The sequence below is a fragment of the Jannaschia donghaensis genome, assembly GCF_001403795.1.
Classification (GTDB): domain Bacteria; phylum Pseudomonadota; class Alphaproteobacteria; order Rhodobacterales; family Rhodobacteraceae; genus Jannaschia; species Jannaschia donghaensis.
Genome location: NZ_CXSU01000005.1, coordinates 427,764 through 446,736, shown reverse-complemented (window position 1 = coordinate 446,736; position 18,973 = coordinate 427,764). Strand labels below are relative to the sequence as shown.

The window sequence follows — 18,973 nt, the reverse complement described above, 5'->3', positions numbered from 1 at the left end:
TATCTCAGTCGGCTGAACCTAAGTTTCGCGGTGGCACCAATCGACACGCCGGCGCTTCGAGCAGGAAGCGATGTGACGGTTCCATCCCTGCAGCGATCATCGGAATTTGGCCTTGCCCCCCGGGCCCCGGGTCCATAAACGGGTCGGCGGAGACGTGGCCGAGTGGTCGAAGGCGCTCCCCTGCTAAGGGAGTATACCGCAAGGTATCGAGGGTTCGAATCCCTTCGTCTCCGCCATTTTCCTCAGAATCGCTATCTCATAACCACCAGATAGTAATGTGGAATTTGGCACTTTCGCGCTTATGGCGGTTCTTGGTCCGATTGATTTGCTGCACATTTTGCTACACAAATGCGGAGATTTTCCGTCATAAGCATTGCCAAGCGGCGTAGCACCTTTCACTTGAGACGTCGCGTTCCACGCCGGTATCGCGGGGTTGAGCCGCGCGTAACGGTCTGGATCAGCCTGCATACCGACTCGGAGACGGTCGCTCACAGCAAGGCGGATCGCGCGTGGTCCCAGATGATCGAAGCCTGGGAAGCGCGTCTGGCCGGGAACAGCAGAGACGCGGAAACCCGCTATGAGGCGGCGCGCTACCTCGCTCGGGCGCGGGGCTTTCGGTATCTGGACGCGGGCAGTGTGGCCAAACTGCTGATCGAGGAATTTGTCGCACGCGTCGAGGCCATTCCGGCTCCCGCGAACCAGCCCGACCCCGTCGAGGCCGCCGCCCTTCTCGGCACTGTTCCCGAACCCCGCATCACGGTCACCAAGGCGCTGCAACTCTATTGGACGCTCGCGAGGGAGAAGACCCTCGGCAAAAGCGAAGACCAACTGCGCCGCTGGGAAGCACCGCTTAGCAGGACGATCCACAATTTCGTCGCGGTGGTCGGCGACAAGGAAATCGCGAACATCATCCGCGACGACATGCTGGACTTCCGTCAGCACTGGCTGGACCGGATCGCGGCGGGTGAAGTGACGGCGAACTCGGCCAACAAGGACCTGATCCATCTCGCCGACGTGCTGAAGACCGTGAATACGATGAAGCGCCTTGGGCTATCGCTGCCGCTCGGCGAACTGTCCCTCAAGGAGAGCGAGGCAAGGACCCGTCCACCGTTCAGCGAGGAGTGGATCAAGACACGCCTGCTCGCCCCCGGCGCGCTGGACGGCTTGAATGGCCAAGCGCGCGCTTTGCTGTTGGGTATGATTAACACCGGCTATCGCCCATCTGAAGGAGCGGCGTTGACGACGGATACGATCCGGCTCGATTGCGACGTGCCACATATCTCCATCGAAGCAGAGGGGCGTCAATTGAAGAGCCGGTACGCCCGCCGCGTGATCCCCCTGACGGGCGTCTCGTTGGAAGCCTTCAAGCAATATCCCGAGGGCTTCCCCCGCTACCCCAGCCGGGCTACACTCAGCGCGGTCGTCAACAAATTCCTTCGGGCGAATGGTTTGCTCGAGACGCCGCGTCACTCCTTCTACTCGTTGCGCCACTCCTTCGAGGACCGCATGCTCGCCGCCGGGATCGACGACCGCATCCGGCGTGAACTTTTTGTTCGTCGTGCTGGTGACGCAGTTCAATTCGGTGTTCCAGGCGCTCCTTGTCCTTTCGGCCATCGTCTTTTCGACCGCGGGCGTCCTCTTCGGCCTCCTGGTGACCGGGCGGCCCTTCGACGTCGTGATGAGCGGAATCGGCTGCATCGCGCTGGCCGGCATCGTCGTGAACAACAACATCGTCCTGATCGACACCTACAACGTTCTGAGGTCCGAAGGCCGCGCTGCGGTCGACGCGGTTCTCGAGACGGGGCGGCAGCGCTTCCGCCCCATCATGCTGACCTCGATCACGACCGTGCTCGGCCTGATGCCGATGGTACTAGGTGCCACTGTCGACATACCGGGCCAGTCCGTCACGTTCGACGCGCCGTCGACGCAATGGTGGACCGAACTATCGAGCGCCATCGCAGGCGGCATCGTGATCGCCACCGCATTACGCTCTTCGTCACGCCCGCGCTGCTTGTCCTGATCGACCATCGGAAGAAGACCATGGAATGAGGCGAGCGCTCGCCCTCTTCGCCGGCTGCGCGGTCGTGGGACCCGATTTCGTCCCGCCGTTGATCGAGGCGGAAGGGTCCTCTCTGTTGGCCACGCAGATCCCCCGGGCCTTGCCGGATGAGTGGTGGAGGGCTCTAAAAGACCCGGCGTTGGACAAAGTAATCGAAGCAGCAGAAGTCGGAAATCTCGATCTTGCGATCGCGCGGACGCGGATCGACGCCACCCGTGCAGCCTTGCAGGAACGAGGCTTGGAGTCTTAAGCGTCTGGATCAGCCGCAGCGACGCGCACCAGGACCGGGAGCGACGAGGACGGCACGATTATCATCACCGAGGATACCGCGGTGTCGCTCGACGCGGGGTTCGTCTTCGATCTGTTCGGCGCGGAGCGCCGACGCACTGAGGCAGCAGCGGCCGAGGTCAAGGCGACCGGCTTCGACCTCGCGCGGGCGCGAGCCGAGTTGCCGGCTCTCGAAACGGCCTTCGAAGTGCAGGCTTTGCGCTTGGCGCAGCTGAGCGGCATGCACTACGATGCCCTTCTGCCCCGCCTCCAAGTCCGGGCACCCCAACCTCAGCCCGACGTCTGTGCTCCTCGCCGGATGCCGATCGATGCGATACGGCTGCGCCCCGATGTCCAAACCGCCGAACGTCGGTGGCGCGCCGCCACAGCGGAAATCGGGGTCACGGAGGCGGCGATCCTACCGAGCCTGACTTAGACAGGCTCGCTCACCAATGCGACGACGCTCGACTGGAACTTCGGTCCCCGCCTCTCGCTTCCAATCCTTGGCCGCGGGGCGCGTCGATCCGATCGTGACCGGGCCCGCGCGGCCGCCGAGGAGGCCGAACTCATCTGGCGCCAGACCGTTGAGCGCGCGATCCTCGACGTCGAGACCTTCCTGAGGGAATGCATATCGCTGATTCGTCAGCTCACGACGCAGCACAGCGCCGTCGAGGCGAGCGTCGAGGTCGAAAGGCTCCTGCGTCTGTCTTTCGAGGCCGGAGAGGGCTCGTTGGACGACGTTCTACAAGCTCGTCGCGACACGGTGGCCATCCGGCAGGATGTCGCAACGCTCGTCCGAGATCGAGCGCTCGCTTGGGCTCAGCTTCAGATCGCCCTCGGGGGCAGAACGCCCTTTCCCATTGGCCAGTAAGAGACTGCAACGTCGCAGAAGAGTATACGCACTTACTCAACGAGCAGCCCTTCCGCGAAGCACCTGAACGCATGCGCCACCCGGGTCAGTGCTGCCTTCTTGTCCTCGCTCGCCGCGATCCAGAGTGGCGCGTCGGTAACGAATGTCCGCTACGGAGAAAGCTGCGCCGCAGCGTCGACCTCTGCCGCGAAGATCCGTTATGGGCCGTTCCCCTGGCAATGACGTTCAGGCTAGGTTTTTCTGGACACCTATTCGTTGATCTCCGGACAGGATCCTTCAATCGTGTAAAGACCATCGGCTCCGACAAGTAACAGAGCCGATCGGTCGGGCAGCGGAGCTACAATTCGTTGGATAGACACCTTCGTCGGGATCTCGCGAAAGTTCTTGAGGCCTGAAGATACGTAGAGGGTACCGTTGCCCACGACGACGAACAGGTCGCTTTCTTCGAGATATGCGATCTCTGCGCTGCTACTTGATGGTCGCTCTACAGGAAACGTGTCCACGCGTGACGCATTTAGATCGTCATCAAGTATGAACACGCCGCTCGCCGATTGAACCACGACAAGCGGCCCTATCCGACTTATCCGAGACAACTCGCCGACTCGATCAAGACTTAGCGAAGGCAAGGAAGTGAAGGTGGATCCGTCATAGGCAAGCCAACCTTCGCTCGAGAGCACAAGCAAGGGTGCGATTCCGTCCACGCTCGCGGTGGACCCGAAATAAGTTACAGAATGCGGCACGGGATTGCCGGTGAAACTATGGGGGGATCAATACCCTCAACCGATTGGGGTCGGACTGTTCCGGGTGATAGTATGTGAAGAGCTGGTGGTATTGGCTCGACCGTGCGGGTGCCGAGAAACGTTCTTTCTTCCAACTGCTGCGTTCTTCGACCAATCCACCCGAGCCGCATGCCGCTCGGTTCGTGCAGCTGCCAGAAAACCTCCAATGGCACGGCATCAGCAAGGGTCCATGTGCCGCCTTCTCGGCTGAGCAAGGGCGTGGCCTCCCAGCTCGCGCTGGCAAACAGCCGCATCGTGCGACCATCCTGCCCGACGTCGATATTGTCGAGATTGGCAGGAAGGCGTAGCCCGGGTTGTAATTGTTTCAGCGACACTTCGTCGGCGACCAGTGTCCACGTCCCGCCCTCGGGCCGAAACCACAACCCGCGCGGATCACCATCATTTTGTGTGACCGCGAGCGTGCCACCGAGATCGGCGATCGTACGGATCGCAAGAGGAACTGTAGACATCGAGAGAAAAGAACTTCCATCGCGTCTCAGGACGGGCAGCGGGTCTGCCGGCTCGAAAAGGCTGCCGGTCCAGTGCATGACTGGCGCTTCGCGGCTGAAGGAGACGTAGAGATCCTGTGTTCCCTCATCGTAAACCCCGCGCCATCGTCTCTGGCCGGGTGCGATCTGTTGCCATTCATCCGTCCCAGGCGGCATGCCCCATGTGATGCCCTTCTCGCCTAAATGAATCCGCCAACCGCCCCGGACGAAAACGGGAGCCCGCTCATTTGGGTTTGAGCCGGGTGCAGGTTCTGGGACTTCCCGGTAGTTGATGCCGTCTATTTCGTACAGACCACCCCGGTTGAGCGGACGCAGAAGCAAGCCGTGGTATCCCGGCAGAGTTCCAGGATGCCATGCGAGGTGCCCTGGCTCCTCCACTTCAATATCCAGCACTAGCTCGTCACCGCTGACGTCGAGTATACATGCATCCAAGGCCCGAGCTGGTTCGCCAAGCAGAAGAAATATGCCGACCACTACAGTTCTAACTTTCATATTTCGACGCATGCGCAGATTTCTCAATACTAGCCGCAAAAAAAGTAGCATGACTCAATCTGCCTCAAAACATCACTGTAGGAATTTTACCTGCGACATTCATAGAAGTGAACCTTCGGTTCCGATCGCCGAATTACGGGGCTGATCCTATCCTTAACTCTCGCTTCACGTCTCGCCACTCTCATATTGAGAGTCTGCTTCGATAAAGCTGCAACGCAGCGCCCGACAATGCCGTGAATTTCCGCTCTGGGCCGCGAGGTCTGGACGTTCCGATAGCCTCTAGATTTGCTTGGCAGAGTGTCTCGAAGTCCCTAACAGATCCAATTGGAACGTGCTGGATGTTTCATGCGAGGGTCTCGCATAGGTGCACTCAAGTAATCCAGCTCTGTAGTTGTAGGTATCTTGACATAACTAGATATGTAGTTATGTTCTCTGTCATGAATAAGTCATCCCGCTCCGCCGCAACTGCACGCGCCCTTGCCGCCCTCGGCCATGAGGCTCGCCTAGACGTCTACCGCCTGCTCGTGCGCGCGGGCGAGGACGGGCTGATCGTTGGGGACATCGCCAGCCACACCGGGTTGCCGCTCTCCACACTAGCCCATCACCTGCGCACCCTCGTCACTGCGGGTCTCGTCACGCAGGAGCGGCGAGGCCGCGAGGTCGTGAACCGGGCCGACTTCGCCGCCATGAACGCGGCGCTCGCGTTCCTGACTGACGAATGCTGCCAGGGCGTGGCGCTCGTGCGGAAGGACGCCGCGTGACATGCGACCATCTTTCGCTTGGTTTTAAGTAACTACAAAACTGGATATTACGCTATGACCGAAACCGTCCTCCGCCTCACCGGACAGGGAACCGAGATCGCCCGGCGTCTCTGGTCCGACCAGCGCGTCTGGTTCGCCACCGCCGCGATCTTGGCTCTCGTCTGGATGCTCGATCCGACGCAGGGCCGGGACAGCCTGTCCTTCGTCGCCGCGAACCTGCTCCAGACCGCTCCCTACCTGCTCCTGTCCATCGGCCTCGCCGCCTACGCCGGGGCTACGGGCGCGGACAACCTTATCGCCCGCGCCTTCACCGGTGCACCCGTCGTCATGATCCTCGTGGCCGCAGCGTTCGGAGGGCTGTCGCCTTTCTGCTCCTGCGGGGTGATCCCGCTGATCGCTGCGCTTCTCGCCATGGGCGTACCACTGTCGGCCGTCATGGCCTTCTGGCTAGCCTCCCCGGTGATCGACCCGTCGATGTTCGCGCTAACGGCGGGCGTCCTCGGCTTTGAGTTCGCAATCGCAAAGACACTGGCGGCGATCGGGCTGGGCCTCTTCGGCGGCTATGTCACGCTCGCCCTCACGCGGTCGGGGGCCTTCGCCGATCCGCTTCGCGAAGGCGTCGGCAACGGCGGCTGCGGCGCGTCGGGAATCCGCGACCCGAAGCCGCCCGTTTGGGCGTTCTGGCACGACGCGGCACGACGCACGAAGTTCGGCCGCGAGGCGACGAAGACCTCGCTGTTCCTGTTCAAGTGGCTCTCGCTTGCCTTCGTCCTCGAAAGCCTGATGCTCGCCTTCGTCCCGGCCGAATGGGTGGCGCAGGCCGTTGGCGGCGAGGGCTTCGCCTCGATCCTGATCGCCACGTTGGTGGGGGTTCCGGCCTACCTCAACGGCTACGCGGCCCTGCCGCTCGTCTCCGGACTTGTGGATCAGGGCATGGCTCCAGGTGCCGGGCTGGCCTTCCTGGTGGCGGGCGGCGTAACCTCACTGCCGGCCGCCATTGCGGTCTGGGCGCTGGCCCGCCGCGCGGTCTTTGCGCTCTACGTCGCCTTCGCGCTTACCGGGTCCATGGCGGCGGGGCTCCTGTTCCAGCTCTGGCTCGCATGATGGAGGCGTCCCCCACCAGATCGTTCAGACACGTCCTCGTCGGTGTCGACGGGTCCGGTCCGGCCTGCCGGGCGGCGGTCGTCGCCTCCCGTCTGGCACTGGCGCTCGATGCAAAACTGACGTTCCTCGCCGTCGCGCGTGAGGTCCGAGCCTCCAAGGAAATCGAGGACTATGCGAAGCTTGAGGGGATCGACACGCCCAGTCTGCCGCTGCTGCGAAAGGACGCCGAGTTCTGCCTCGCTGCTGCGGTCGTGTCGGCGCGAGAATTGGGGATGATGGGCGTAGGGCGCCTGATCCAGACCGGCGAAGTGGCCCAGACCATCGCTCTCGTCGCGCGCAACCATCATGCCGACTGCATCGTCCTCGGGCGCAGGTCCCGAGGGGCGGTGCGGACGCTTGTCCGAGGTTCGGTTGCCGGATCGGTGGGCGAGGCCGCGGAGGCGGCGCTGCTGATGGTCTCGTGAAACTCACGACCGATTGACGAGATCTCGCGGTTTCAGCCCGTTGGGTCGTGAAGGTAGAGGCGCACAGACCGGCAGGAGATGGATCTACATGCTTCAGTTTGCCCGTCGATATGCCCCCGGTCCAATCCCTGTCGCAGCCTTAAACCTGCGGGCGAAGGCGGCAGGTGAGGCATAGCCGACGCGCTCGGCGATCTCGTCAGTGGACAGGTTCCCATCCCGAAGGAGATGCCCGGCCAGGGTGACGCGCCAGCCGGCCAGGTAGGCCATGGGGGGCTGACCGACTGTCTTTGCGAAGCGTTCGGCGAAGGCGGTGCGCGACAGGCCCGCTTCCCGCGCAAGTTGCGTCAGCGTCCAGGGTGCGGCTGGCGTTGCATGGATCGCTGTGAGGGCACGGGTCAAATGCCGGTCCGCAAGCGCTGCAAGAAAGCTGGACACGTTGGACATGTCCCGGAGGTCGGCGATGGCAGCGCGGATGGCCTGCACGAAGACGATCTCCACCGCGCGGGTCAGAATCGCGCCCGCGCCATCACCCATCCGATCGGCTTCCAACGCGATGAGTCGTAAGGCCGCGGTTGTCCAAGGGTCCGTGCCCGCCGCGCCGTCCCGCACGATCATCGCGGCTGGAAGGGAGGTCAGAAGAGGATGATCCGCACCGTCTTCGAACCGGTAATAGCCAAAGAGCAGTGACGCATCGATCGGACCTGGACCGGCACTGAGGATGCCCCCGTCAGACAACCAGCTTCGACCAAAGTGGGCAGGGAGACAGGATCACGCTCCTCAGACCCTACTCCGCGCAAAACTTGCGAAGCCCCGTGCGGGATGAGAACCAGATCCCCCCGTTTCAGCTACATCGGCTCCGGAAGGCCCGGCACCTCCATCGTGCAGCCGCCGCGGCGGACCAGATGGAAACGAACGACGTTGGTCTCGGCGGGGATAGCCATTGCATCCTCCGCACGCAGGTTCGCTACAAAGGAGAGAAGGCTGCGCAATCGCAGCGTCTCGAAGAGGTCGGTAAGGATATCCATCGCTATCATGCGTCGATGATAGACGTATTCAGTCACATTGTCCTGCACGCGGGACTATTGGGCATGTATCTTGGACGAACGGGTGGTGTTCGGGTTGGCTTGCACTGGCACGGTGCAAGGAACGAACCGCAGCCGGTTCGAGACCGCAACCTCGTGCCGGAGATCATCCATGCCCTTCGAGACTGCCATCGCCCTCATGGGGTTTGCCTTCGTCATGTCGATCTCGCCGGGACCGGGAAACGTCCTGCTGCTGTCGTCGGGCGCGACCTTCGGGTTCCGCCGTTCGCTACCGCTCGTTTTCGGTATCTCGTTCGGCTTCCTGTCGATGGTCGCGGTGCTCGGACTTGGTTTTGGGCAGGTGATGCACACCCATTCGAGCGTTGTGACCGTGCTGAAATTCGCCTGCGCTGCCTATGTCCTCTACCTCGCGTCGAAGATCGTCCGCAGTCGGGCCAAGCCGAGCGCGGGCGGACCCGAGGTTAGCGCGCCGATCGGGTTCCTCCAGGCAGCGTCGTTCCAGCTCGTGAACCCGAAGGCCTGGGCCGTGGCCCTCATCCTGCCCGTAACTTACACCGTACCGGAGACCTACCTGTTCAGCCTCGCAATACTGATAGGTCTCTTCTTCCTCGTGAACGTGCCCGCGATCTCCATTTGGGCCTTGGCCGGTGCTTCGCTCACCCGGTTTGTCGCCCACGGCAACCGGATTGCTTGGTTCAACGGCGCGATGGCCGCGCTGCTCGTAATCTCGATGGCTTGGATGCTCTTCGGGACAGCTGAGTTCGGGGTATGATGCAAAAGACTGGTCGGCCGGACAGCTCCGCCCCGTTCCAGCCTCGGGCGTTCCAAGCGGATACCGTAAGCCGACGTTCTGATCGAATGAACAAAGGGGAGCTTCGTCCGCACTGCGGCCATCTGGCTAATACGAGTGCTGCACGCCATGGCCAGCGTCAGCTATGGGGAAGCCGCACTGCGGCGGCGCAATCCCAAGCGAACGGCAGCAATGGGCAATGAATCGGTCATTGGGTGGCGTAATCTACTTCGGCGGGATCGGCTCTTATCGATCACCTGCGCATTCGATCCGAACTCAAGTCCTCGAACCGGAGGCCCGCCGCGGCCATATCGTCGGGAAGGCCACGATCGAAGCAAGCAGCGGCAGCAGCGCGGGCAAGCGTCGGGGCCATCATTATACCATAGCCGCCTTGGCCCGCGTTCCAGACGAACCCATCGATTTCCGGGGCTCGCCCGACGACCGGCCCCTCGTCGGGCACGAAAGATCGCAATCCGGCCCAGCTGTGAGAAATACGGCGGACCTCGATCGTGGTTTCACGACCGATCCAATCGGCGAGGACGGCAATATCCATTTCGTCGGGGCGCACGTCCTGCGCCACGTCCGGTGTGGCGTCGCCGGGGGAGGCCATGAGCTTGCCGGCTTCCGGCTTGATGTAGGCATCCGTCGCCACGAAATCGACGCAAGGCAGCGCGGCCACGTCCACCCCCGTGGGCGCGTCGATCACGATCGCCGTCCGCCGTTTGGCCACGAGTCCGATGGGGGCGGCCCCGGCCATGGCACCGACCGCGTCGGCCCAGGCCCCCGCCGCGTTTACCACGGTGGGCGCGCGGTGCGTGACGCCGCCCGCTGTCACGGCCCAGACGCCGCCGACCCGTGCGAGGGCCGTGATCCGCGCGCTTGTGGCGATCAGGCCGCCGCGCGCGCGGAAGCCGCGCAGATAGGCCTGCAGGAGAGACGCGACATCGATGTCGGTCACGCCCGGTTCCGTCACGGCCCGCGCGACCCGCTCCGGGCGCAGGAAAGGGATCATCGCCAATGCATCGGCGCAGGATATCTCGCCCACCGGATCGTCGGTCGTCCCGGCAGTCAGAAGAGCATCGAGCCTGTCTTCGCTTCCGGGCGAAGCCACGGCGACGGCACCGCGCCGATGTAACAACGGGCCTTCGATGAATCCCGCGGGCGGATCACGGAAGAACGGCTCGCTCAGCGCGTTGATCCGCCGGACCAGGGGGCTGCCGTAGTTCCGGGTGAAGAGCGCGGCGGAGCGGCCGGTGGAGTGGTATCCCGGCTGCGTTTCGGCTTCGAGAAGAAGAACGGAGGCTTCGGACGACAGCTCGAAGGCGGTCGAGGCACCGGCCATTCCGGCACCTATCACGATGACATCATGGATCATTCGGTCCTCCCAGAGCGCGCGTAGCGAGCGCCCCGCCGGAATGACGTGGCTCGGCCACAGATGCAAGTTTTTTCAATTTGTTTGACTCCGTGAAAGTTTTCTATCTACCGTGGAGCAGCGGAGGAGACCGGATGACCAAGCCACTGCGCCAACGCCTGACCGAAGCCTCCGTCTCCGCATCGCGGGCGGACCGCGCCCTTGCCGCCTACATGCTGGCCGAACCCGCGACTCTGCCGTTCGAGACCGCGGCAAGTCTCGCCGCCAAGGTATCGGTCAGCGAACCGACCGTAGGACGGTTCTGCCGGCGCCTGGGCTATACCGGGTTCAAGGATCTCAAGTCGTACCTGCGCGCCGAACTGGGCGAGGGGCCGTGGCTGATCGGCGACCGGCTTCGCGATCTGCAAAGCCGGCATCGGGCCGGAGAGGACCAGCTGGCGGGCGGGCTGGAGCTGGAAATGGCGGCGCTCGTCGCGGTCTACGAACTGGCGCAGTCGGACGCCTGGGCCACTGTGGTCCGCCGCCTCGCGACGGCAGACGCCGTCTTCGCGGCCGGGTTCCAGACCGAGCGCGGCATGGCGCAGGTCTTCGTCAATCAGCTTCAGTACCTGCGAGACGGCGTACAGCTGCTGGATCTATCGGACGGTAATTTCGCGCCGCTGCTCGCCCGTGATCCGCAAGGCACCGCCCTCGTGCTCTTCGAAGCGCGGCGCTACTCGCGCCTCGCCCGCGATCTTGCACGCGAAGCGAAAGCGGCGGGCATTCCCGTGACGCTGATCACCGACCCCTATTGCGACTGGGCGCGTGAAGTCGCGTCCGAAGTCTTCGTCGTGCCCACGCATTTCAACCTGTTCTGGGAGTCGACGGCACAGATGGCCAGTCTTGCCAACCTGCTCGTCAACGGCGTGTTCATGGAGCTTGGCCCCGAGGTCGAGGACCGGATGAACCGCGTCGCCGACCTTTACGACCGCTTCACCGGCCATCTCGGCTCAGCCGCCGCGCGGACCCGATCCAAACCCTGACCCATCCCCCATGAGGACGACTCCGATGCGACATCAGACCATGACGAAACTTCTATCGGGCACGGCGCTCGTGGCCGCCCTTACCGCCTTCGTGGCGTCGAGTGCTTTCGCTCAGGAAGCCGTGATCGCCTTCGACGCGGGCGAACTGGGGGCCACCTCCTACGATCCGGTGACGTCCTCCAACCTCAACACGGCCACGTCGATGATCTACGACCGTCTGGTCGAGCAGGACGCCGATCAGTCGTTCCACCCCCACCTCGCCAACTCCTGGGAAGAGGCGTCCGACGGCATGTCCTGGACGTTCAAGCTGCACGAGGGGGTCACGTTCCACGACGGCACCGCCTTCGACGCACAGACCGTCGCCGACTGGATCCCTGACTACGCGGACACGGAGAACGCTTTCCTGACCGCCGCCATCGAATCGGTCGAAGTGATCGACCCGCTGACGGTAAAATTCGTCATGAACCGGCCGGAGCCGAACCTGCTCTACAATCTCGGCTCCGCGTTCATGGGTATCCCCAGTCAGGCCGCCGTCGAGGAGATGGGCGCGGACTACGGCGTCGCGGGTGCCGTCGGCACCGGACCGTTCAAGCTGGAACGGTTCGACATCGGGCTGGAGACAGTCCTCGTGCGCAACGACGACCACGCCTGGGCCTCAGACCTGTCGGAAAATCAAGGGGTCGCGCATTTCGAGCGCCTCACTTTCCGGGAAATCCCCGACCAGTCCACCGCCTTTTTGGAGCTGAAGACCGGCGGCGTCGACGTTTTGCTGGGAATCCCCACCGACTTCATCGAGGTCCTCAAGGCCGAGCCGAACGTCACCGTGATCCAGATGCCCGGCACCGGCATCAGCTACATGCCGATCAACGTGACCGCGGCCCCCTTCGATGACATTCGCGTCCGCGAGGCGACCGGCCTCGCCATCGACCAGGAGGCCATCGTCGCCTCGATCTACAAGGGCGTGGGAGCACCGGCGCACAACTTCCTCATCTCCTCGCTGCCGGAAGCGACCGTCGACCCCGCGCTCAACGTCACCCACGACCCGGAGCGGGCCGGCGCATTGCTCGACGAGGCGGGCTGGACGATGGGCGACGACGGCGTGCGCATGAAGGACGGCGCGCCGCTCGAGGTGAAGCTCTTCACCCAGAACGGCAGCGAGTTCACCGTGCTCACGCAGGTGGTGCAGGCGCAATTGGCGGCCATCGGCATGAAGGCCGATATCACCGTCTTCGACAGCTCCACCATCCGCGACGAGTACAAGGAAAACCGCCATCAGCTCGCCGTGCGCGCCTACGACTGGAACAACTCCGACATTCTCGACTGGTTCTTCTCCGGCGAGCGTCTGGGCTATCCGAACGTGTCGATGTGGAACGACCCCGAGGGCGAGCAGCTCAACAAGGTCGCGATGGAGGGCAGTGCAAATTCGGAGGAGCGCATCGCCAATTTCACCGCCTACCACGAGTACATCCTGAGCCAGCACCTGATGGTTCCGATCTACCAGCCGACCACGAACCTCGCCTTCAATGCCGACCGCGTCAGCGTGCCCGATCCGGTGCGCGGCACCCGGTTCCGGTCGCAGACCGTGCTCGACATGAAGCCAGCTGAATAAATGCCGAACGCCTGTTCCCTTCGGGGGGCGGGCACCTGCCTGAACGGACGGAGGCGATCCATGCTGCTGCGATACGTCTTCTTTCGGGTTCTGATGCTGATCCCGGTATCAATCTCCATTTCAGTCGTGATCTTCGCCATCGTCCACCTGCTGCCGGGCGATCCGGTGGACAACCTGCTGCGCGTCGGCTCCTCCCCCGCCGATCGCGCGGCCCTCGTGGCCAAATACGGGCTGGATCAGCCGCTGGTGGTGCAATACGTCCGCTGGGTCCTCGCGATGTTCCAGGGCGACTTCGGCGAGGCCATCGTGCTGCGCCGGCCGGTCGCCGACCTGATCCGGGACAACCTGCCCTATTCGCTCCGCCTCGGGGCCGCCGCCTTCGCCTTCTCTTCCATCGTCGGCATCGCGCTCGGCACGGTGTCGGCGACCACACGCAACGCCGTTGTCGAGCAGTTCGTCCGCGGCTTCATCCTGCTCGGCTCCACCGTCCCCGGCTTCTGGCTGGCGCTGCTGCTGATCCTTGCCTTCGCGGTACAGCTCCAGTGGTTCCCGGTCTCGGGTGCGAAAGGCTGGGACGCGCTGGTCCTGCCGGTGCTGACCATCGGGTTCGGCGGCGTGGCCCTCGTGGCGCGCGTGACCCGCGTGGCCCTCATGGACGCCCGGCGGGAGGATTTCGTGACGCTGCTCCACGCCAAGGGCCTGCCGGCGAACACCATCCTGTTCCGTCACCTCATGCCCCACGCGATGCTCCCCGTCGTCACGATCCTGGCCCTGCGCATCGGGTGGATCCTCGGCGGGGCCGTCACGGTGGAGTTCGTCTTCGGGCGCCCCGGCCTCGGCTCGCTCCTGATCCGCGCGCTCGGGCAGCGCGACTATCCGGTGGTGCAGGGCTGTCTGCTGATGCTGGCGCTGGCTGTGATGCTCGGCACACTGATCGGCGATGTGGCGCAAGCCGCGATGGATCCCCGCGTGAGAGAGGCGAAGACATGACGAGCATGACAGGAACGGCGGCCCGCATGATGAGCGGCTTCGGAAACACATCCCTCGGCCGCGCGTTCGGGTCGATCCTGGGCAAGGTTGCGGGGGGCTTCCTCGTCCTGCTGCTGCTCACGGCGATCTTCGCGCCCTGGATCACGCCCTTCGACTACGCGGCCCAGAACCTGATGAACGGTAACCAGCCGCCGGGCTGGCCGCATCTGCTGGGCACAGATCAGTTCGGCCGCGACGTCCTCTCCCGTGTGATCTACGGCGCGCGCACCTCGCTGTCGGTCTCGGCCACGGCCATCGCCATCTCCATTACTGTCGGCATGACGCTCGGGGCCGCGGCGGGCTACTTCGGCGGGCTCTTCGAGCGCTGCGTGATGACCGTAGTCGACCTCACGTGGTCCTTTCCCGACATCCTCATCGCGCTGATCTTCGTGGCCATCATCGGCCCTGGCCTGACCTCGACCACTTTCGCCATCGCCATTGCCTACCTGGCGCAATTTACCCGGCTCACCCGTGCCCAGATCGTACGTCTCAAACGCGAGACGTTCATCGAGGCGACGATCAACCTCGGGGCCAAGCCGCACCACATCCTCCTGCGCCACCTGCTCCCGAACGCGATCGCGCCGGTGATCGTGGTCGGCATGCTCGCCATCGGCGACGGCATCGTGCTCGAGGCGACGCTGGGCTTCTTCGGCCTCGGCGCGCAACCCCCAACGCCAAGCTGGGGCGCGATGATGTCCAGCGGCACCGCCCAGCTCTTCCTGTCGCCGTGGGTCATTATCTTTCCGGGTGTGGTCGTCGCCGTGACCGTCATCATGGTGAACCTGTTCGGTGACGAGTTGATCCGCGCCCTCGACATTCGCGACCGGATAAGGGGCGCTTGACAGTGCTATCGGTTCGGAACCTTCAAGTCGCTTTCGGCGCAGTCGCCCCGCTCTCCGGCGTCAGCTTCGATGTGGCGAAGGGCGAAACGCTCGGCATCGTGGGCGAAAGTGGCTCCGGCAAATCGCTGACCGCGATGGCGGTCATGGGCCTGCTGCCGCTGGCCGGCGGGCGCATCACCGCGGGCTCCATCACCTTCGACGGGCAGGAACTGACCACGCTGACGGAGAAGGCCTACCGTCGCCTTCGCGGTGGGCGCATCGGCCTCATCACCCAGAACCCGATGACCTCGCTCGATCCGCTGCAATGCATCGGTCCGCAGGTCGATGCCGTAGCTGTCCTCCACCTCGGGATGACGGCCCGCGAGGCCCGCGCCCGCACCGTGGAGATCCTCGGCACACTGCGCATCCCCGACCCGGCCACGATTTGCGACCGCTATCCGCACCAGATGTCGGGCGGCATGAAGCAGCGGATCGTCATCGCCATGGCGCTGGCCGCCGACCCGGATGTGCTGGTGGCCGATGAGCCGACGACGGCGCTCGACGTGACCGTTCAAGCGCAAATCATCCGGCTCCTCGACGATCTGGTGAAGAGCCGCGATCTCGCCCTCATCCTCATCACCCACGACATGAGCGTCGTCGCGCAAACCTGCGACCGGGTCGTGGTGATGTATGCCGGACGCGCCGTCGAGCAGGGCCCGGTGGGCGACATCTTCGACGCGCCGCAGCACCCCTACACGCAGGCTCTCATCGGCTGCATCCCGCGCGGCCTCGACGACGGGGCACGACTGACCGGGATCGCGGGAACCGTGCCGACGGTGCTGAACTACCCGCCGGGCTGTCCCTTTCACCCACGATGCGACCGGGCCGAGGAGGTCTGCGCGAGCATCGTCCCGGAACTCGAACCCAACGCCACCGGTGCCGTCGCCTGCCACCTCCCCGGCGTCGCGCCATGACGGTCAATCTCATGGAGGTCCGCGACCTGACCAAGCGGTTCACCGCCCCCGGCGGCCCGTTTCGTAAGGCCCGCGTGATGCACGCCGTCAACGGCGTCGGCTTCGATTTGGCGCGCGGCCGCACCATCGGCGTGGTCGGCGAGTCGGGCTGCGGCAAGTCCACGCTCGCGCGCCTGATCCTGCGCCTGATCGAGCCCACGTCCGGCACCGTTCGCTTCGACGGAGATGACCTGCTGGCCAAGTCGGCGGGCGAAATGCGCAAGCTGCGTGCCCGGATGCAGATGGTGTTCCAGGACCCCTATTCCGCCATCGATCCGCGCTACACCGTCGCCCGCGCGGTGACCGAGCCATTCGTGGTACAGGGGCGTACGCCCGATCCCGGCGAGATCGAGGCTCTGCTGACGATGGTTGGCCTCAACCCCGGTCTGGCATCCAGCTTTCCGCATCAGATCTCGGGCGGCCAGAAACAGCGCGTCGGGATAGCACGTGCGCTGGCGCTCCGCCCGTCGCTCCTGGTCCTCGACGAGCCAACCGCGTCGCTCGATGTCTCGGTGCAGGCGCAGATCGTCAGCCTGCTGGAGGATCTGCGCTCGGAGCTGGGCCTCACCTATCTGTTCATCAGCCACGATCTGAGCCTGGTGCGCTACTTCTGCGACGAGATTCTGGTGATGTATCTTGGCCGCGTGGTCGAGGCGCTGCCCGACACCGACCGCCCGGCGCGTCACCCCTACACGCGTACGCTGATGGAGAGCACCTTCGCGCCCGACCCGGCCATGCGCCGTGTGATCGCGCCCCTGGAGGGTGAAGTCCCGTCGCCCTTCGACCTGCCGCCCGGTTGCGCCTTCGCGGACCGCTGCCCCAACGCCGATGCACTCTGCCGGACCGATCCGCCCGCGCTGGAACGCCGCGGCGGGCACCCTGTCGCCTGTCATCATCCCCTGTAAGAGACCCCAAAATTGTCCTTCCGCGTCCTGACCGCCGAAATCTCGCATGAGACGAATACCTTCAACATTCGCCCGACCGACCTCGCCGCCTTCCGCGACCGATACCTGCTCGACGGGCCCACGGCCATTGCCACGCGCGGTGATGCAAACACCGAACTGGCCGGCCTCCTCGACGTCGCGCGCCTGCACGACTGGGGCGTCACCCACATTGGCAGCGCCGCCGCTGGACCGGGCGGACGCGTCACTGACGACGCTTTCGACACGCTCTGTGCGCCGCTTCTCACTGCGGCAGCCGAGTGCGAATGGGACGGCATTCTGCTGATGCTGCACGGCGCGATGGTGACTGCATCCCACGATGACGGCGAGGGCGAAATCCTGCGCCGCCTCCGCGCCGTCGTAGGGCCCGACCTGCCCATCGCCGTGACGCTGGACCCCCATGCGAACGTCAGCCCCGAGATGTGCGACTGCGCCCAGATCCTCGTCAGCTACACGACCTATCCCCATGTCGACATCCGCGCGACGGGGCGCCGCGTGGCCGAACTGCTGCACCGGGCCATGACGGGCGAGATCCGCCCCGCCACCTCGCGCGCCCATCGTCCCATGCTGGAGGAGGCGAATGGCGGACGGACCGACCTCGGTCCGATGATCGAGCGGCATGCGCTGGCCCGCGCGGCGGAAGCCCGGCCCGATATTCTCGCGGTCAGCATCAACGGGGCCTTCCCCTGCGCCGACGTCGCCTTCGTCGGTCCGACGGTTCTCGTCACATATGACCGCGGGACGGACGGGCCGACCCCGCCCCAGGTGATCGCCGAAGAGATCGCGGACGACATGTGGAACCGCCGGCACGAAGCGCTGAACACTTATCTGTCGGTCGGGGAGGCCGCCGCCATCGCCGCAACCTGGACCGGGGGCAGCCCGCTCGTCATCGCAGACTATGCCGACAACCCCGGTTCGGGTGCCTATGGCGACTCGACCAACCTGCTCGCGGCGCTGCTGGAGGCCGGCGTGACGGATGCCTGTTTCGGCCCGATGATCGACGCCGAAGCGGCGGAGCGGCTTCAACGGGAGCGTGTCGGGGCGACTGTCTCCCTGTCTCTGGGCGGGCAGACCGACCCGCGCTTCGGCGGCGGTCCCATTCATGTCACGGGAACCCTGCGCTGGCGCGGCGATGGAGCGGTGGTGGGGAATGGCCCCATCCTCGGGGGACAGCAGCGCAGTTTCGGTGCGACTGCTGTCTTACGTGTCGAAGGCATCGACATTCTCGTCGTCAGTATCGCCCACCAGATGCTCGATCTCGCCCAATTCGAAACCTTCGAGATCGCCCCCCGCGCGTGCAATGTCATCGCCCTGCGGTCCATGCAGCACTTCCGCGCCGCTTTCGCCCCAATCGCGGGACGCATCATAATCTGCGACAGCGGGGCACTCTGCACGGTCAATTATGGCACACTCGACTACGAGAATGTCCTTCGCCCGATCTTCCCGCTCGATACGTGACGCAGCGGAGCAGCTCCGTCCCGCCGTCACGAAAGGTCGGCGGCACCTTTATCTAAAATCAGGACACAGACCGAATTTGCATCGAGAGATCTCATTGATCGTCCCGCACCAAAGACATCTAGAGCAACCGGGTGCCATCCCAGATCGCTGTCCGCAGGCCCGGTGCTTACCGCGAGATGTCACTGTTCCGGGCCGAATGGGTCGGTGACGGTCCGGATCTGTTTTGGTAAGACCAGTTCCAGCCCTGTCACCCGATGAGACTTGTATGGAATGATCCCGAGCGCCGGGCTAGGCGGCACTCCTAGGCTACTGCCAGATCCGCCACGAGCGCGGCGGTTGCTGAGGCGAGTGTCCAGCCGAGATGACCGTGTCCGGTATTGTATAGCAGGGGCTTCTGTTTGCCTCGCATCACCCAGGGTAGCATTTCGGGTATCATTGGTCGAGGTCCCGCCAGGGGTCGGACATCCCTCGTTGAGACCTCTGGATGACATCTGCGCACCCAGTCGACGAGCGGCCGGCAACGAAGTGAATACAGGGAACTTCGCGCTCAAACTGACGAGTTGCCGCAA

The 18,973-nt window shown here is 64.3% G+C and carries 19 protein-coding genes, 1 tRNA gene and 2 pseudogenes; 17 read left to right on the top strand and 5 right to left on the bottom strand.

What is annotated here, in order from left to right; translation table 11 throughout:
• Positions 1–148 precede the first annotated feature (148 nt).
• The 6 genes and pseudogenes from JDO7802_RS02830 to JDO7802_RS18805 all read left to right on the top strand — a co-directional run.
• Positions 149–236: transfer RNA gene (locus tag JDO7802_RS02830), tRNA-Ser, on the top strand.
• Between the two features lie 112 nt (positions 237–348).
• Positions 349–528: pseudogene (locus JDO7802_RS18745) on the top strand (DUF6538 domain-containing protein); the annotation flags it as partial.
• Positions 529–1,444: 916 nt separating this feature from the next.
• Positions 1,445–2,020 carry an efflux RND transporter permease subunit gene (locus JDO7802_RS02820; RefSeq protein WP_083481015.1) on the top strand — a complete coding sequence of 192 codons (576 nt, stop codon included), beginning with the start codon at positions 1,445–1,447 and terminating at the stop codon, positions 2,018–2,020.
• Between the two features lie 25 nt (positions 2,021–2,045).
• Positions 2,046–2,309, top strand: a complete 264-nt coding sequence (locus JDO7802_RS02815; RefSeq protein ID WP_055082373.1) for a hypothetical protein — start codon at positions 2,046–2,048, stop codon at positions 2,307–2,309.
• Between the two features lie 81 nt (positions 2,310–2,390).
• Positions 2,391–2,762 carry an outer membrane factor lipoprotein domain-containing protein gene (locus tag JDO7802_RS02810; RefSeq protein WP_055082371.1) on the top strand — a complete coding sequence of 124 codons (372 nt, stop codon included), beginning with the start codon at positions 2,391–2,393 and terminating at the stop codon, positions 2,760–2,762.
• Positions 2,763–2,780: 18 nt separating this feature from the next.
• Positions 2,781–3,197, top strand: a pseudogene (locus tag JDO7802_RS18805) (TolC family protein); the annotation flags it as partial.
• A gap of 724 nt (positions 3,198–3,921) precedes the next feature.
• Here the strand turns inward: JDO7802_RS18805 and JDO7802_RS17865 are convergent.
• Positions 3,922–5,028 carry a hypothetical protein gene (locus tag JDO7802_RS17865; RefSeq protein ID WP_144430487.1) on the bottom strand — a complete coding sequence of 369 codons (1,107 nt, stop codon included), beginning with the start codon at positions 5,026–5,028 and terminating at the stop codon, positions 3,922–3,924.
• Between the two features lie 386 nt (positions 5,029–5,414).
• On the opposite strand from JDO7802_RS17865, the gene JDO7802_RS02805 reads away from it, so the two are divergent.
• Genes JDO7802_RS02805 through JDO7802_RS02795 form a run of 3 tightly spaced genes read left to right on the top strand, consistent with a single transcriptional unit; the run spans position 5,415 to position 7,306 of the window.
• Complete coding sequence (locus tag JDO7802_RS02805) at positions 5,415–5,738, top strand: ArsR/SmtB family transcription factor (protein ID WP_055082995.1); 324 nt, start codon at positions 5,415–5,417, stop codon at positions 5,736–5,738.
• Between the two features lie 54 nt (positions 5,739–5,792).
• Entirely contained in the window at positions 5,793–6,842 is a 1,050-nt protein-coding gene (locus JDO7802_RS02800; RefSeq protein ID WP_055082369.1) for a permease, read from the top strand.
• On the top strand, positions 6,842–7,306 hold the full coding sequence (locus JDO7802_RS02795; protein WP_187298080.1) for a universal stress protein: 465 nt from the start codon (positions 6,842–6,844) through the stop codon (positions 7,304–7,306). Before JDO7802_RS02800 ends, JDO7802_RS02795 begins: the two co-directional genes overlap by 1 nt.
• Before the next feature lie 93 nt (positions 7,307–7,399).
• Here the strand turns inward: JDO7802_RS02795 and JDO7802_RS18660 are convergent, their stop codons facing one another.
• Both JDO7802_RS18660 and JDO7802_RS18655 read right to left on the bottom strand, forming a co-directional pair.
• On the bottom strand, positions 7,400–8,041 hold the full coding sequence (locus tag JDO7802_RS18660) for a helix-turn-helix domain-containing protein (protein ID WP_055082365.1): 642 nt from the start codon (positions 8,039–8,041) through the stop codon (positions 7,400–7,402).
• Between the two features lie 110 nt (positions 8,042–8,151).
• Complete coding sequence (locus tag JDO7802_RS18655) at positions 8,152–8,331, bottom strand: cupin domain-containing protein (RefSeq protein ID WP_187298079.1); 180 nt, start codon at positions 8,329–8,331, stop codon at positions 8,152–8,154.
• Between the two features lie 169 nt (positions 8,332–8,500).
• On the opposite strand from JDO7802_RS18655, the gene JDO7802_RS02780 reads away from it, so the two are divergent.
• Positions 8,501–9,121 (top strand): LysE family translocator, encoded by a 621-nt coding sequence (locus JDO7802_RS02780; RefSeq protein WP_055082361.1) that lies wholly within the window; start codon positions 8,501–8,503, stop codon positions 9,119–9,121.
• Between the two features lie 271 nt (positions 9,122–9,392).
• Here JDO7802_RS02780 and JDO7802_RS02775 read toward each other — a convergent pair whose 3' ends face one another.
• Positions 9,393–10,514, bottom strand: a complete 1,122-nt coding sequence (locus JDO7802_RS02775; protein WP_055082360.1) for an NAD(P)/FAD-dependent oxidoreductase — start codon at positions 10,512–10,514, stop codon at positions 9,393–9,395.
• 131 nt (positions 10,515–10,645) lie between these two features.
• Here JDO7802_RS02775 and JDO7802_RS02770 point away from each other — a divergent pair, with 131 nt between their 5' ends.
• The 7 genes from JDO7802_RS02770 to JDO7802_RS02740 are packed head-to-tail and all read left to right on the top strand — an operon-like array spanning position 10,646 to position 18,404.
• A complete protein-coding gene (locus JDO7802_RS02770; RefSeq protein WP_055082357.1) occupies positions 10,646–11,533 on the top strand; it encodes a MurR/RpiR family transcriptional regulator in 888 nt (295 codons plus the stop codon).
• A gap of 25 nt (positions 11,534–11,558) precedes the next feature.
• A complete protein-coding gene (locus JDO7802_RS02765; RefSeq protein WP_055082356.1) occupies positions 11,559–13,142 on the top strand; it encodes an ABC transporter substrate-binding protein in 1,584 nt (527 codons plus the stop codon).
• A 60-nt stretch (positions 13,143–13,202) separates the two neighbouring features.
• On the top strand, positions 13,203–14,132 hold the full coding sequence (locus tag JDO7802_RS02760) for an ABC transporter permease (RefSeq protein ID WP_055082354.1): 930 nt from the start codon (positions 13,203–13,205) through the stop codon (positions 14,130–14,132).
• Positions 14,129–15,013, top strand: coding sequence for an ABC transporter permease (locus tag JDO7802_RS02755; protein ID WP_083480976.1), 885 nt, complete (start codon positions 14,129–14,131; stop codon positions 15,011–15,013). The genes JDO7802_RS02760 and JDO7802_RS02755 overlap by 4 nt, the downstream gene beginning before the upstream one ends.
• Before the next feature lie 2 nt (positions 15,014–15,015).
• Positions 15,016–15,966, top strand: a complete 951-nt coding sequence (locus JDO7802_RS02750) for an ABC transporter ATP-binding protein (RefSeq protein WP_055082352.1) — start codon at positions 15,016–15,018, stop codon at positions 15,964–15,966.
• On the top strand, positions 15,963–16,910 hold the full coding sequence (locus tag JDO7802_RS02745; protein WP_055082350.1) for an ABC transporter ATP-binding protein: 948 nt from the start codon (positions 15,963–15,965) through the stop codon (positions 16,908–16,910). The genes JDO7802_RS02750 and JDO7802_RS02745 overlap by 4 nt, the downstream gene beginning before the upstream one ends.
• A gap of 12 nt (positions 16,911–16,922) precedes the next feature.
• On the top strand, positions 16,923–18,404 hold the full coding sequence (locus JDO7802_RS02740) for a M81 family metallopeptidase (RefSeq protein WP_055082348.1): 1,482 nt from the start codon (positions 16,923–16,925) through the stop codon (positions 18,402–18,404).
• Between the two features lie 301 nt (positions 18,405–18,705).
• Here JDO7802_RS02740 and JDO7802_RS17860 read toward each other — a convergent pair whose 3' ends face one another.
• Positions 18,706–18,939, bottom strand: coding sequence for an FAD-dependent oxidoreductase (locus tag JDO7802_RS17860; protein ID WP_144430517.1), 234 nt, complete (start codon positions 18,937–18,939; stop codon positions 18,706–18,708).
• Between the last annotated feature and the right edge of the window lie 34 nt (positions 18,940–18,973).

Coding starts and splice junctions, on each gene's coding strand:
- JDO7802_RS02820 (WP_083481015.1), top strand. CDS start 1,445: ATGGTTTGCTCGAGACGCCGCGTCACTCCTTCTACTCGTTGCGCCACT.
- JDO7802_RS02815 (WP_055082373.1), top strand. CDS start 2,046: ATGAGGCGAGCGCTCGCCCTCTTCGCCGGCTGCGCGGTCGTGGGACCC.
- JDO7802_RS17865 (WP_144430487.1), bottom strand. CDS start 5,028: ATGCTACTTTTTTTGCGGCTAGTATTGAGAAATCTGCGCATGCGTCGA.
- JDO7802_RS02805 (WP_055082995.1), top strand. CDS start 5,415: ATGAATAAGTCATCCCGCTCCGCCGCAACTGCACGCGCCCTTGCCGCC.
- JDO7802_RS02800 (WP_055082369.1), top strand. CDS start 5,793: ATGACCGAAACCGTCCTCCGCCTCACCGGACAGGGAACCGAGATCGCC.
- JDO7802_RS02795 (WP_187298080.1), top strand. CDS start 6,842: ATGGAGGCGTCCCCCACCAGATCGTTCAGACACGTCCTCGTCGGTGTC.
- JDO7802_RS18655 (WP_187298079.1), bottom strand. CDS start 8,331: ATGGATATCCTTACCGACCTCTTCGAGACGCTGCGATTGCGCAGCCTT.
- JDO7802_RS02780 (WP_055082361.1), top strand. CDS start 8,501: ATGCCCTTCGAGACTGCCATCGCCCTCATGGGGTTTGCCTTCGTCATG.
- JDO7802_RS02775 (WP_055082360.1), bottom strand. CDS start 10,514: ATGATCCATGATGTCATCGTGATAGGTGCCGGAATGGCCGGTGCCTCG.
- JDO7802_RS02770 (WP_055082357.1), top strand. CDS start 10,646: ATGACCAAGCCACTGCGCCAACGCCTGACCGAAGCCTCCGTCTCCGCA.
- JDO7802_RS02765 (WP_055082356.1), top strand. CDS start 11,559: ATGCGACATCAGACCATGACGAAACTTCTATCGGGCACGGCGCTCGTG.
- JDO7802_RS02760 (WP_055082354.1), top strand. CDS start 13,203: ATGCTGCTGCGATACGTCTTCTTTCGGGTTCTGATGCTGATCCCGGTA.
- JDO7802_RS02755 (WP_083480976.1), top strand. CDS start 14,129: ATGACGAGCATGACAGGAACGGCGGCCCGCATGATGAGCGGCTTCGGA.
- JDO7802_RS02745 (WP_055082350.1), top strand. CDS start 15,963: ATGACGGTCAATCTCATGGAGGTCCGCGACCTGACCAAGCGGTTCACC.